This window comes from Paenibacillus suaedae (genome assembly GCF_032337355.1).
Lineage (GTDB): Bacteria > Bacillota > Bacilli > Paenibacillales > Paenibacillaceae > Paenibacillus_B > Paenibacillus_B suaedae.
On record NZ_JAVYAA010000001.1, the window covers coordinates 1,208,129 to 1,222,225 of the forward strand.

The following is a 14,097-nucleotide window of genomic DNA, read 5'->3' on the forward strand; positions in this document are numbered from 1 at the left end:
GGCATAATGTTTGCATCAAGGATGTGATTGCGTATAATTATGGACAGCATGATAAGGGAAGGAAATGACACGATATGAACCAGAACTCCAAGAAGAGCATCATTGATAAATTGAATTTGAACAAATATCCGATGAAATTATTCTTAAACAAACCTGACGATATTGCGGAATTCGATGGGTTGGATTATGACACTGCGATCAAGCGGGACAGCTATGATCTTATTTTTGCCTTTATCTACTCCTTAGAACAATTTACAGAGCTGGTACAAATGGTTATCGATAAGCAGTTGCTGAACAACAAGGGATATCTATTCACCGCTTATCCGAAGAAAAACAATCCCAAATACGAGCAATATATTGAACGCGACAGCTTCTTCAGCATCGGTTTGGTTAATGAGGATGGCTATGTAGGAAGCAGCGAACTTAAATTTGCTCGGATGGTCAGCTTGGATGACGTCTTTACCGTAATCGGCTTGAAGTCCGAAGCCAAAAAAGCAGCCAAATCAGCATCTCCTAAAAAGAGCCAATGCGTTGATGATTATGTTGAGCATGTTGCAGATATTCAGGCATATTTAGCAGGCAGTGCGGAACTGGAGTTTTACAACAGCCTGACACCGGGATATCAAAAGGACTGGGCGCGTTACGTGTACAGTGCTAAGCGGAAGGAAACACAGGACAAAAGGTTTGAAGAAATGAAGGCGATCTTGGCCGAAGGATATAAATCTTTTGATTTGTATCGCAGACGGGATAAGTAGTGCATCATGAATTCATGGGGGAGAGCCAATGAGTCACGCTTTTGCACAAGAGATTCACAACTGGGATTCATGGGGAGCGGTGTATCAATCGATTGAAGATTTTCGACAGCTTATCGAAGTCATTTATCAAAAAGAAAATCTGAGCGGGGCAGAGCGCATATTCCAGTTGACGCCAGGTACAAATGCGGTATTTCGTGCCGGCAGCTATGTGATTAAAATATTTGCACCCAAGGAATCTGGAGCAAATACAGATGCGGATTATCAAGCAGAAATAACTGCTATGGAACGTGCTATCCAGCAGGGCATCCACGCACCGAATGTGATCGCAGCATCCTATATTCAAGATAAGTATTTGTTCCGATACATCATTATGGACTTTATTCAAGGTCAGGAAGCGGGGAAGATGCTTACTGGCTGGACATTAAACCAGAAGGAAGCGTTCGTGAAGCAGCTGTTTGCTAATTTGGACAAGCTGAATACGTTGCCTTCGGAGCAAGTCGATGCAAGTGCAATACAGCAGAGGGTTATACGCAATACGAGATGGAACTTCTTTTCAGAGTCCATTCGGGCGCAAATTGCTGAAATCGTGACACAAAGCCCGATATCCCAACCCGTATACGTACATGGAGATATTACAGCGGAAAATGTGATGGTGGATTATGGAGGTCAATTGTTCATTATCGACTTTGCAGACAGTACGATAGCTCCTGCCGAGTATGAGTACCCGCCAATCCTGTTCTCCTTGTTTGATTTTGATGCTGATCTGATTCAATTGTTTAGGAGAGAGAGAGGATGCGGGCGCGAGACGTTCATCGATAAGCTGTTTCTGGCCATATTGCTGCATGAATTCGGGTTTGTATTTGTAAAAATGATTTGTGAGAAATATTCGGATCAGGAAGCGCAGGCCTTATCGGATATTTACGAAGTAAAGAGAATGCTGCAGGCGCATCTGCCAATATGATGATGGCAACGACAATTGAAGATGAGCAATAAACGAAAGAGAGCACACCGAACCCGTAGGGGAGCCGGATGTGCTCTCTTCTTCGTATATTTAGAAATAGTCAGAGAAGTAAGGGATCTGCCGAATAATGAGCTTCTCCAGCAGGTCGATGGTGGCCTCGTTGGCTTGGAATCGACCGATTTTCGCCAAGTAGGATGGGCGCTTGTATCCCATAAGCATCGTGGTCAAGGTTTGAATATCGAATTCAGCATCCCGCTGATTCCCGCCTTTGGTAAGATGCCCGTTGCCCTGCTCATCTACCGTTAATGTAAATACGCCCTGATTCCATTCCAGCATCGGGTCGTGGAGTACGAAGGTGAAGCTGCATGGAGATTCTTGCGGCTGGAACGGATATTGCTCCAGGAACAATCCAATATCCACGATTCGTGCCATATAGTATGGCGCAATAATTTCTTTAATATCGCTGTCCTCGAGCAGGAATGCAAGCGGCTCATCCGTGTAAATATGTCCCTTCACACGGGTCACCATGGAGAAATGTGCGCTAATAAAGTTCCATAACCCGTTGCGTGCCTCTTGATTGACATACACCATTTCTTTCATATAGAACACTTCCTCAGCGATCCAATAGAGCAAGTATCCTGTCGGTTCATGGTTGCTGTCATAATAGACTGCGACCGTCATGTCATCGAGATCCCATCGCAGGTATTCTTCCCACGCCAGATCGTTGCGCAGCATAGCGCCATGTGTCAGCAGGGCGAAGCGATGATAGACTTGCCGTACATCCGGATGCTCAATGGTGACGCGTTCGACATTGCCAGGAACCGTCTTGAGCTTCGGCAGCTGTGTATCCTTCACATCGAATGAGATTTTATCAGAGATGATTTCCCAGCCTTTGCGACGGTAATACGGGATGGAGTAGGGATATAAGTAGGACACGGATTGCTTGCGCTTGCGCATGTTCGTCAGAGCTTGACGCATTAGTTTATTCATTAAGCCAAGATTGGCGTATTCTGGGTAGGTTCCGACGCCTGTTAGTCCACCCATTTCGTAGATTTGACCGAATATATTCACTTGGAATGGATACACGGCGAGTTGGGATATCAGCTTGTCGCCATCGAACCATCCTAGTACATCGGCCTGCTTCAGTATGGGCAGCTTCGCTTGCGCGATTTCGCGATTCTCCCATCCAAGCGCCTGCAGATCATGATTGGTCACTTGGAATACATAGCGCAGCAGAGCGTTGAATTGCTCGCCGTGGCGGATTTCAACGTCCCTCATTTTCAGTCTTTCTTGCAGCTCTTGGCGGCTCATGAATGAGAACCTCCCTTTCATGGATGAATCACCTTATATTATCTTACACTAATTTCCCATGGTTCAATCATGCAATGGTGTGCTATCTAGAATGCTTCCGTACAAGCAAAAACGCCAGCACAAGATGTGATGGCGCTGTATTCTGCGACATATCGCTTACTTTCGTTCCATAACGGCAAAGTAGTTATTCTCATCGTCAGCAAAGTTGAATACCCTGGCACCAGGCATTGTCACTACATCACCAACTGTAATGCCTTTGTTCTTGAAATCTTCATACAGTGCATCGAGATTGTCGGAGAATAGCATGATCGAAGGTGTCCCTAGGTTGAGTTCTGGCTGCATTTCGGCAATAAGCTGCTTATTGTGGAGCACGAAGGATGTCTGTGCGCCTTGTGCAGGAGCAATTTCAATCCACTTCATTCCCTGTCCGTTGTTATCTTCCGACACGACAATGAATCCGACTTTTTCTGTCCAAAATTGAACCGCTTGGTCTTGATCATTGACATACAGCATAACTTGTCCGATTTGATTGATCATGGATCATTCTCCAATTCTAACGTTTTGTGATTGAATTCTTATCGATCGTACAATTTTTAGGCAATGAATGCAAGCGGAGGTGAGTAAGTGAGCAGCCCTCTGTTGTAGGCCGGTATATTTGGATATTCCTAAATGTGATTGGAATCACAAAGTATGTAAACAAGTTCAATATAATAGAAGTACTTGGGGATGAAGTCTAAAAAGTCGAAAAGGAAGCCATGAGATAAATGTATACTTTCGTGATAATTGAAGGATTGGCTTTGTGTGAAATAGGGTAAGAAGGAACTACAACTAAAATCCAGGAGAGTGAGAGCTCATGCAGAAAAATCACGTGACCGAGTATCAAGAATATGTAGAGAACAAATTTACGAAACGAATTATTCATAAGGATGAGGAAAATGTGATATTCGTACTGAACTTCAGTCCGGGAGCCGAATTGCCGACACATCGTCATCCGGGCGCAAACGTTAATGTTCTAGTTCTGGACGGAAGCGGGATCGTGAATAGTGATGGGGTGGAGACTGGAGTTGCCGAAGGTGACATCCTTCATATTAGTGGTGACGAGAGCTTCTCTTACCGCTGCGGAACAGATGCCGTTTCCTGTCTATATGTCGTGTTGACAAAAATGCCGAGTGAGTGCTACGCCCAAAATATTTGATCAAAGCGTTGGATGAAGCAATTGGTGGATTCGTGCCCCGAGATCAAAAAACCGTTATTTTGAAAAGAGATTGATGAAAATAACGGTTTATTATTTGATTAAATATAAATTTTCATATAATAGTTTGATCATTTCTTATTTAACTAAAGCACCCGATCGTTTAAGTTTATATATTCACAAACTTTCCCCATAATTGGTTATTATCAAAAACAGAGAAACCAAATATGGATATTAGCGGTTTTTTGCTTTCTGAATGGTCTTATCCCTAAACCCTTTTGTCGTCTGCGCCCGGAATAAGTCTTTCCATCATTCAGCTACTTTTGGATGTAGCATGAATTGGACTGATTTTATCCATTGCTACTCCTTGTTTCTTATATTTAAAAATAAACAAGCCATTGACTAATAAAACCAATGATCCAAATGCCAATGCTGCCGTAGAGTTCCATTCAGAAATCAAACCAGATAGTATAGTCGCTATCATTGCTGCAATTCCACCAAAAACGTATATGGAACTTCGAACCCTGGCGATCAAATAGTCTGGAGTAATTCCCTGTTGAACAGTTATCTGAACAACAAATGCCATAGAAAGTGCCCCATCAAAGATTATCATTCCGAAACACATGGTGATAAATGAATTTGATATCAATAATAAAATACCAAATGAAGATATAATCATTAAAGTACTGAGAAGATATAACCAGTTTGCATTTTTAAATTTGTTCATTATAAGTACGCCAACGACATTACCTATACCAGCACAAGATAATAGTATTCCAATATACTCTTCTGAAAAATGGAGAGTATATTTAGAATGAATGGTAACACTAAGCACAATAAAACTGGTTGAAAATCCGAGAACCAAAGCTGAAATTGTCGATACAATTTGAGCTCCATTAGCATAGAGGTACTTTACACCTTCTTGGGAATCCCGAATGAAACTCTTCAGTTTCTGTTTTCCCTTCATGGGCTTATCAGCCGTTTCCTCCTATTGGAATAGAAAAAACACGGAACTAATTCTCTGAAATAAAAGCACTAATGAAGTCATTAATGGTGATCCAGACAGACCCAATATGATAATAGGTATGATTAGTTCGCGAAAACGTTCACTTAGGATTTTAGATATATTATGGAACCATAACTTCCCAAAATCAGCATTAATCATTAAATTATTCACTTTTGAACACCTCTTAAAATTGATTTACTACCTTCCTCTTATTTAAAATCTGATTAATCAATCTACTAGACTCATCGTATATCCTCCTTGCAAAACTTCATGGAAATATTAGTACATAGAATATTCCTTAGAAACGATAATACTATAAATGTGGAGTTATATTTTCCTCTCTTATTCAACAAAACGGCCATTGTGAACATAAGTTAAGCACTGCTCTTGCACTTAACTGCTCCTATAGTTAAAGAAAAAAATCCTGTAAAAACAGGATTTTAATCTAACTAAAAATTTATCTTAGGGTAACGACATTCAAACATATGTAAATAAAGAGTTCAAACATATTATATATTTAGTACCTTTGAATATTATTTTGTAAAAAAGATTGATTATTTCGGAAAGCGAATCTTCAACTAACGCCTCCGTTAGTTGAACAAGAATCATTATTTTTACTCATTATCCTACTAAGACAATAGCTAGCAATAATGCTGGCTTTTCCATTTATCTAAAAATTATTTCCTTTACATCATTTTTTTGAGGTATGGAATCTTTCGCCATACAAAATGACTTAGCAAAAAACTTAGAATGATTCCTAAAAATGCCGTTATAAGAAATTTAGCCATGACCGGTATTGGTAGGTCATTCAATGTATATTGAAGGAAGACAACTACTGGCACATGGATGAAATAAACAACAAATACATTGTTTGATAACCTCTTTGACCAACGATTGGTGCCGTTAATTTTTTCTCTAAATAAAATTAGAAGACCGATTACAAGCGAAATACACAGTAACGTCTCAATTAATGATCGAGTCAACGAACCAAAGTTTTGTCCACCCTTTAAAAGAAAAGGATCTACCGTATTCCCTCCAAAATACAAAATAGTTACTATTAATACTCCAATAATAAGCCAGATGTATCCTACTCTCGCACTCAAAGTTAGAAACCATTTGCGATGATAGGCCATAATGCCTAAACAAAAGAAACTCACATACTGTGGTACATGTGCAAATTCTGTTTGAATAAATCCTACGAAAGCTGTCCAATGATCAATAGGAAACCATATCCTTGTAATAAAAGTTACTAAACTAACGACCAACCACAGGGAGAGAATCTGATAAACCTTAATGTTTCCATCAAATTTTTTTGTGGTTTTCTTAGATGTAAAGAAGGTCCAGACTGAAAAAACAACCGCATACACAAGTAAATGCTCTAAAAACCATAAATGTCCAAATTGCATATCAGGCCATGATGGCCCGGACCAGTTCGGGGGTTCATTACCAAGTCCAAAAAATATATTAACATAGTAAGAAAAAAATGAGATGGGTTCATAATCTCTGAAATTAATGTAGTATAAATACATCAGAATAGGAATTATCACGAGAAATCCCAGTAGTAATGGAATCCCAATTCTAATAAGCCGTTCTTTTAAAAACCGTTTCGGCCCTTTTCTCGAGATTGATTGAGGGAGAAAATAGGCTGATAAAAAGAAAAACATACTCATAAAAAATGCTGCATTTACAGAGAAAAATCTGCCCAACCAGTTGATAGATTCATCATCCATAAAATACCACCAACCACCTGGTCCATATGCTTGTCCAGCATGGTGAGCTACTACAAGCATAATTAAAGCTATTTTTAGATTATCGATGAAATATAAACGATCGCTCTCTTTATTCACCTATAAACCCCTTTCCCATTAAAAGTTACACTGAGATAATAGCAATGTATTTTTCACCACTACAGGAAAATAATTTTATAAATGATCAATCTTTATTTTAAATACGCATACTTTTTTTAAAATGATCAATCTTTTTTATAAGACTACAGCTTGGATGGAATTCGGAACAGTTAGATCATGCTGATCGTACTTATCGTTCTCTAGCCTTCGAATGGAGCTGGGAGTTCCGACGCAAAGCTGAAGTGATGCGCAATGATGTCCACGATCCGTTTGGAAGCTTGTCCATCGCCAAAAGGATTGCTGGACTTGGTCATGACTTGGTACGCCTGCTCATCCGCAAGTACCTGGTTTGCAATGGTGAATATCCGATTCTCGTCCGTTCCAGCTAGTGCAACCATGTTAGCTTCAACCGCTTCTGGCCGTTCCGTTGTATCTCGCATCAGCACGAGCGGCTTGTTGAATACCGTTGTCTCCTCTTGCAGACCCCCGGAATCACTCATAATAAGATAAGAGCGGGCGAGCAAATTTATCATATCTGGATACTCCAATGTGTTCAGCAAGTGAATCCGTTCATGACCAGACAGTAGAGTATGTGCTGCATCCCGCACGACTGGGCTCATATGGACAGGATAAATGACAGCCGTATCAGGATGTTCGTCTACAAGACGACGAATCGCTTGGAACATGTGCTGCATCGGTTCCCCATAGTTCTCCCGGCGATGAGCAGTAACCGTAATAAGTCTCCCGCGGTGGTGAATCAGCTCATTTAATGAAGCTTCATGGAACGTATAATCCTCTTGGTATGTCTGCAGCGCAGCATCTACAGCCGTTTGCCCCGTTATATAAATATGCCCAGCATCGTACCCTTCACGAAGTAAATTGTCCTTCCCAACTGAGGTAGGCGCGAACAGCAGATCGGTTACGACATCTACGATTCTGCGATTCACTTCCTCTGGCCACGGAGAGTATTTGTTGTGGGAACGCAAGCCTGCTTCTACATGCCCGACAGGGATTTTGTGAAAGAAGGCCGCTAGTCCGCCGCACATCGCTGTCTGCGTGTCGCCATGAACAAGAATCATATCCGGTCAATCTTCTGAAATGATATTATCCAGCCCTGCGATTGCAGCAGAGGTGAAGTAGGCTAGCGATTGATTTTCCTTCATTAAACTTAAGTCAACATCCGGTGACAACGAGAAATGAGAGAGTGCCTGATAGAGCTGCTCTCGATGCTGTCCCGTGACGACAACCTTGGTATCGATTGGAATGCTGCTTCAACTGTTGCACGACTGGGCACATCTTCGTCGCTTCCGGTCTCGTTCCGAAGATGACCATGATTTTTTTCTTTGTCTCCAATGGAAAGTCCCTCTCTTAAGCAATTCTAATTATCATTCCTCATATTACCATGGGTCGAAATGGAAGTCATATGTATGAAGTATGCTTCCCTATATAGGAATGAAACGGACATTGGAAATCCTGTACCTGTGGAGAAAAGGTGGCGTGCAAGTGATATGTTGGGCAAGAACCTTTTTAAGTTAAAAGCATTAAGAAATCTATGTAGTGGCTCAAAACTAGGTGATGAAACAATATGTTTGATTGCTGGATACAATAAAAAAAAGAGACTACGATCCTGCAAGATCCTAGCTCCTTTACAAAAGAGCCAGTGGGCAACCACGCGAGCATATTCTACTTTTCAGCGAAAAGCCACCGATTAAGGGACCAAACTAGTCTCGTTGTTTTCTCGCTTGTTGTACGCCTCTTGAAACGCTTGGTAAAGCACGTGGAGTCAAAAATACGTTACTTATATTCACGTCAGCTTTACGATTTTTTTCTAAAAAACAGAAGAGAAATCAGGATAATTACTAGAATTGCAAAAATATTAAAGATCACTTGGAATGTTCCAACTTGTGTCCGAGAAATAATAAAACCCATAATAGCAATAACTAGAACCACTAACCCAAAAAAGATATTTTTTTTATTCAAATTAACCCCTCCTCCCGGCGAAAAAACCCTATACCTAATTGAAGCTATACCTGATGAAGTAATTGAACAAGGATCCAAACAACTGCCGAATGGCTGAGTGCTTACACAGGTGGCATGTATATTACAGATGGAGATAAATTCTATAATACTTCAAAAGTAGAGACTTTAGGGGTAATTGGGTGTATTTCTGCAGTAGGACTGGCTATTGCCGAAAACCTGTTCTCATTTGGGTCAATTTTTAATTTTAATAATACCCAAGGGTGGGAGAACGCATCGCTGGCAAGCGATGAGTTCAAGTATTCAAAACGTTGATGTGAAAGTGATGTAAAACATCAACAGAAACGTACGGAATTCAGCCTTCCAGAACGGAAGTCCATTGGCAAAAAGCCCGTCAAATCATGGGTTCCGCGGACTGCTACAGATTGCATCCCAATAGAGCATGTTCCCGCAAGAACTCAACTTCTCTTTGACGCGGGAGAGAGAAATAGATACACTCTTTATAAGGCAAAATATGGTTTTTAGGCGAGGTTAGATGATGAACCAAGTTAATCATGCTCAAGAAATCGACTATCTCATTCGAATATATGTCATGTTTCAACGCTTGCTAGCAGGTGATCTCGACTTCGAACGGGTACAGGACTGTGTGTTTCTCTTTATGGAGAACTTCCTTTATCTAGGCAAGGTGCATGTCAATGTAGAGCAACAAGGCGATGACCGGCCACTCTCTAATCATCTTGTACAGGGATATGAATTTGTTCGTATTCGAAATCAGTTGATTCTTGTTCGTTACCACCTTTGGAAGGATCCTGACACACACCTCCTTTTGTGCGGATAGAAACGCTCAATGTAAGGAGGACTGTACGGGAATGAGAAGTAAATGGTTTGAGAGATGGAGCGAGAAATATCGCAATCGAAAGTTGATGCCTTACTTGGAGCAAGTGAGAGAAATGAGGAAGCTTCATGCACATGCATGGAGTGATTCAGAAATCAATCAGCGTGCGAAAACGATGAAAATGAGGGTTAGAGAAGGAGTAGCATCGGCTCGTGATGTCATAGAGGCAGCGGGACTGGTTGATGAGGCCGTATGGAGAGTGAAGGGATTCCGATTATATGAGGTGCAATGGCTCGCGGGCATGGCTTTACATGAAGGCTGCATCATTGAAATGCAAACTGGTGAGGGTAAAACGTTAGCCGCCGTTCTCCCTGCCTTTTTGCAAGCTTTGTAAGGGAACGGGGTACATGTTCTTACATTCAATGATTATTTGGCCAACAGAGATGCAGAATGGACGAGACCTATTTATGAATATTTAGGCGTAACAGTTGGCTGTATTACGGAGGGGCGCAATTCTGAGGATAGAAAGCGAGCATACGCTGCTGACATAACGTATTTGACAGCCAAGCAGGCAGGTTATGATTACTTGAAGGATTCGCTGGCTAGGGAGACAGAGCAACTCGTCCAGCGCCTATTTCATGCTGCATTAGTTGATGAAGCTGACTCGATTCTGCTTGATGAGGCGAGAGTCCCTTTGGTCATTGCGGGTGAGAGGGGAGTTTCGAAGCGGGAGGCGTTGGCTTATGCAGGCATTGTTAAGCAGCTCGTCTCTGGAGTGGATTATGAGACAGACAAGGAATTGCGCAATGTATACGCAACAAACTCCGGCATCGATAAAGTGGAAGCCATGCTTGGTTGTGGCAATTTATACGAGGATCACAATATTGACGTACTGATCATGCTGCAATGCGCGCTGCATACTGAGGCGCTCTTGAAGAGAAATGTACATTATATGGTGAGAGATGAACGAGTCCAGCTCATTGATGAATGGACGGGGCGAATCGCACAGCATAGGCATTGGCCGGATGGGCTGCAGGCAGCGGTAGAGGCGAAGGAAGGATTGGACATACGCACGAATGGCCAGATGCTAGGAACCATTACGCTACAGCATCTGCTTCATTTGTATCCAAAGAAATGCGGTATGACGGCTACAGCACAGTTGGCAGCTCAGGAGTTCATGGACATGTACGGGTTTCAAGTGATCTCCATTCCGCCCAACAAGGCCAGTCGAAGAGTAGATGAGCCGCATATGGTATTTACGCATCGAGCTGCGAAGCAGCAAGCCATTGTGGATCAAGTTAGGGCTGTCCATCGAACAGGGAGACCCATCCTGATCGGAACGTCCAGCGTTGAGGAATCGAATCAATATGCTGAAGCACTGCGGAAGAATGGAGTATCCTGTCAGGTTCTCAATGCGTACAACGACTGGGAAGAAGCCGAGCTTATCGCCAAGGCAGGCATGCTAGGGGCTGTTACGGTGTCTACGAATATGGCAGGCAGGGGAGTAGATATCCTCCTTGGCGGCGGAAGCTCGGAAGACTATAAGAAAATAGCAAGTCTGGGCGGCCTTTATGTAATCGGAACGAATGTACATGAGAATGCGAGAATTGATAATCAACTAAGAGGGAGAGCGGGACGTCAAGGAGACCCAGGAACTTCACGTTACATGATTAGCTTGGAGGATGATCTATTCATTCGCTATGGTCTTGCTGAGGTACTGCCAAATGATCTCCTTGCTCGTAAGCAGGACGAGCCCTTGAATGATAGCCGAATCTTGCAGTTGATTGAGCATGTACAGCGAGTTGTGGATGGACAGCATCTGGATATGAAGAAGACGTTGAACAAATACGCAGATTTATTGGAGCAGCAGCGAATGATCTTGTTCAATCGACGCAATGAAATCCTGCATGGGAGACAAATATCTAACATTATTGCTAATTATGCACCAGAGCGATATGAGCTGTTATGTGAAAAGTTCGGTGTGCCAACTGTTCATTCGGCTGAGAGACAAGTGCTTCTGGCAATCATGGATCAATGCTGGGCTGACCATTTAGCGTATGTCGCCTATGTGAAGGAAGGCATCCATTTGGAGAGCCTCGGAAACAACAATCCGTTGGATGAGTTCAATCGACTCGTCATCGCAGCATTTGAGCAGATTGATGGGGTCATAGTGCAGAAAGTGCTCGAGCATTTTTCCAACATCGATTCGGGCGGCAGCGAGCTTCATTTTAATGATGAGGATTTGAAGATTCCTTCTGCAACATGGACATATACGATAACGGATCAATTTTTCCCGAATCGAGTTCAACTACTATAATATAGCGGCACATTTTCCGGCGAAAGCACATATCCCATCAAGGATATTTGTTTTCGCCGGAATTGATCGTAAATGACAGTAAGAGTCAAAAGGGAACACCGCGAAATAGATATCGGATGAGGCACACAGGTGTACAATTTCAATCTGTTCTGGTGGAGGATATTACATGACGAGAAGGCGAGCAATAAAATTTCTAGTTTTATTTATTGTCATTAGTTTGCCTCTATTGAAATGGCTCTATCAAGATTACGCAGCAAGTAAAATGATTGAAAAGGCATTGCATCAACTATTCATTGATTATTGCGGTAGGGATGTCGATAACATCAAAGTTGAAACAAAATTGATTCAAGAATTCGGGTTCTGGAAGACTGGACATAATTGGAATGCAGTGACGTCATCTGTGAAAATCCCGGAATTGACAGGGCATCACGGAAATGAAGTAATCAGCATCAGCGATTTTCCATGTTCGAGTAAACACTTTGTGCTTGATAGAGAAAAAGAAAGATTTATTCCAGTAGATCTATTATTTTTGGATTCAAATGATAAAGCAGGGATTAGTTTTGAGGTAATGTTCTTATATTTCATTGTTTATCTTTTTTACTTCACCGTATTAACGGTGTATATCCTACATTCGTATATTCGAAGCAAGCGTATAGGTAAAAAAGAAGCTTAAGCTTGAGTTTTACGTTTTTCTGTCTGAACTACAATAGCAGGACACTTTTGTTTCTTACGGAGGGGGAAATTTCTTGAACAGGTGGATTCGAAACAAAGTAGTTATCGCGTACATCGTTATTTTTGTCCTTCTTACTCTTCCTCTTTTCGTGAAAGTCCTACAGCACTATGACACTTTGGGTAAAATAGAAACTGCACTTCATAAATTGTATAGAGACACTTGCCATGAGGATGTAGAAGAGATCGTAGTAAGAGCGAACATTTTGCAGCCTTTTTCGATTATAGGGGGGGTGGATAGTTTATGGGGCGCAACGACTTCATCCAAGCTAATACCATCAGTATCAGGTTATTATGGAAAGAAAGTGATAAGTATCAATAAATTTCCTTGCTCAAACTATGAATACATTTTAGATAAAGGGAAAAAGGAGTTTGTTCCAATTGAATATCTTATTCTTGGTAGTACAGATGATAACGAAGGCATACCTTTATTAGGTTACTATTTTCTAATACTCGCGTATTTTGTATACTTTTCTAGCATTCTAATCATTCTTCTTGTATACGTGATAAAAAAACTGATTGGCATGCTGCGCAATTCACGGTAATCGAAGTAATGCAAACAACTAGAGTACAGCAGACTAGGAGGTACACATTATGAAAGTCACAAGAGCTGCACATGAAGACCTTGAACAGTGGCTGAAATTGGCTGCAGAGGTGGAATATTTATTCGGTCCAATGGTGGACGATCCTCATTTTGTGGAAGCTGTTGAGAAGAGTATCGAGATGGGAAGGGCGTTTTGCATAAGAGAGAAAGACGGAGATCCTGGTGCACCGCTGTTGGGTGGGGTGCTCTTCTCTTCATCAAATGCCCCGATCTATAAAATTCATTGGCTATCGGTGTCATCTCATGCCAGACAACAAGGCGTGGGTTCGGCAATACTTGAACATATTTTAAGCTTGGTAAAGCCTCCTGCGGAAGTATTCGTTACTACGTTCGGTGAAGATATTCCAGATGGACAGCCAGCAAGAAGACTGTATCAGAAATTTGGATTTGTGCCTCAGGATGAGACGGTTCCGAATGGCCCAGAAGGGGGCTCACGTCAAAAGTTCAAACTATCCATCGGTAGTTAGAGAAGTATCTTACATAAATAAGATTAAACCTCGTACTTGCTGCTGCATGAAATCACGTATTGAAGATATGTATCTGAATTTGTGCAGCAGCAAGCA

13 protein-coding genes and 2 pseudogenes are annotated in these 14,097 nt (G+C 41.8%); 10 read left to right on the forward strand and 5 right to left on the reverse strand.

The window, feature by feature from the left end; translation table 11 throughout:
- Positions 1-74: 74 nt before the first annotated feature.
- Complete coding sequence (locus RQP50_RS05340; RefSeq protein WP_315743764.1) at positions 75-755, forward strand: YdeI/OmpD-associated family protein; 681 nt, start codon at positions 75-77, stop codon at positions 753-755.
- A 28-nt stretch (positions 756-783) separates the two neighbouring features.
- On the forward strand, positions 784-1,716 hold the full coding sequence (locus tag RQP50_RS05345) for a phosphotransferase family protein (protein ID WP_315743766.1): 933 nt from the start codon (positions 784-786) through the stop codon (positions 1,714-1,716).
- A 90-nt stretch (positions 1,717-1,806) separates the two neighbouring features.
- Here the strand turns inward: RQP50_RS05345 and RQP50_RS05350 are convergent, their stop codons facing one another.
- Complete coding sequence (locus RQP50_RS05350; protein ID WP_072729657.1) at positions 1,807-3,027, reverse strand: GNAT family N-acetyltransferase; 1,221 nt, start codon at positions 3,025-3,027, stop codon at positions 1,807-1,809.
- Positions 3,028-3,183: 156 nt separating this feature from the next.
- Positions 3,184-3,564, reverse strand: coding sequence for a VOC family protein (locus tag RQP50_RS05355; RefSeq protein ID WP_142546741.1), 381 nt, complete (start codon positions 3,562-3,564; stop codon positions 3,184-3,186).
- 316 nt (positions 3,565-3,880) lie between these two features.
- Between RQP50_RS05355 and RQP50_RS05360 the strand changes: the two genes are divergently transcribed.
- Positions 3,881-4,222, forward strand: a complete 342-nt coding sequence (locus tag RQP50_RS05360; RefSeq protein ID WP_315743772.1) for a cupin domain-containing protein — start codon at positions 3,881-3,883, stop codon at positions 4,220-4,222.
- Between the two features lie 310 nt (positions 4,223-4,532).
- Here the strand turns inward: RQP50_RS05360 and RQP50_RS05365 are convergent, their stop codons facing one another.
- From RQP50_RS05365 to wecB, 3 genes and pseudogenes are all read right to left on the reverse strand, one after another.
- On the reverse strand, positions 4,533-5,186 hold the full coding sequence (locus RQP50_RS05365) for an MFS transporter (RefSeq protein ID WP_315743774.1): 654 nt from the start codon (positions 5,184-5,186) through the stop codon (positions 4,533-4,535).
- Positions 5,187-5,911: 725 nt separating this feature from the next.
- A complete protein-coding gene (locus RQP50_RS05370) occupies positions 5,912-7,072 on the reverse strand; it encodes an acyltransferase family protein (protein ID WP_315743776.1) in 1,161 nt (386 codons plus the stop codon).
- 200 nt (positions 7,073-7,272) lie between these two features.
- Positions 7,273-8,404: pseudogene (gene wecB, locus RQP50_RS05375) on the reverse strand (non-hydrolyzing UDP-N-acetylglucosamine 2-epimerase).
- 762 nt (positions 8,405-9,166) lie between these two features.
- On the opposite strand from wecB, the gene RQP50_RS05380 reads away from it, so the two are divergent.
- From RQP50_RS05380 to RQP50_RS05410, 7 genes and pseudogenes are all read left to right on the forward strand, one after another.
- Positions 9,167-9,364 carry a hypothetical protein gene (locus RQP50_RS05380; RefSeq protein WP_072729654.1) on the forward strand — a complete coding sequence of 66 codons (198 nt, stop codon included), beginning with the start codon at positions 9,167-9,169 and terminating at the stop codon, positions 9,362-9,364.
- Positions 9,365-9,584: 220 nt separating this feature from the next.
- Positions 9,585-9,887 carry a hypothetical protein gene (locus tag RQP50_RS05385; RefSeq protein WP_268626341.1) on the forward strand — a complete coding sequence of 101 codons (303 nt, stop codon included), beginning with the start codon at positions 9,585-9,587 and terminating at the stop codon, positions 9,885-9,887.
- 31 nt (positions 9,888-9,918) lie between these two features.
- Positions 9,919-11,049 (forward strand): annotated as a pseudogene (locus RQP50_RS05390) (preprotein translocase subunit SecA); the annotation flags it as partial.
- 18 nt (positions 11,050-11,067) lie between these two features.
- Positions 11,068-12,201, forward strand: a complete 1,134-nt coding sequence (locus tag RQP50_RS29280) for a preprotein translocase subunit SecA (protein WP_394358365.1) — start codon at positions 11,068-11,070, stop codon at positions 12,199-12,201.
- 166 nt (positions 12,202-12,367) lie between these two features.
- On the forward strand, positions 12,368-12,874 hold the full coding sequence (locus tag RQP50_RS05400) for a hypothetical protein (RefSeq protein WP_315743780.1): 507 nt from the start codon (positions 12,368-12,370) through the stop codon (positions 12,872-12,874).
- Positions 12,875-12,947: 73 nt separating this feature from the next.
- On the forward strand, positions 12,948-13,475 hold the full coding sequence (locus tag RQP50_RS05405; protein ID WP_315743782.1) for a hypothetical protein: 528 nt from the start codon (positions 12,948-12,950) through the stop codon (positions 13,473-13,475).
- Positions 13,476-13,524: 49 nt separating this feature from the next.
- Positions 13,525-14,001 carry a GNAT family N-acetyltransferase gene (locus tag RQP50_RS05410; RefSeq protein ID WP_315743784.1) on the forward strand — a complete coding sequence of 159 codons (477 nt, stop codon included), beginning with the start codon at positions 13,525-13,527 and terminating at the stop codon, positions 13,999-14,001.
- Positions 14,002-14,097: the final 96 nt, after the last annotated feature.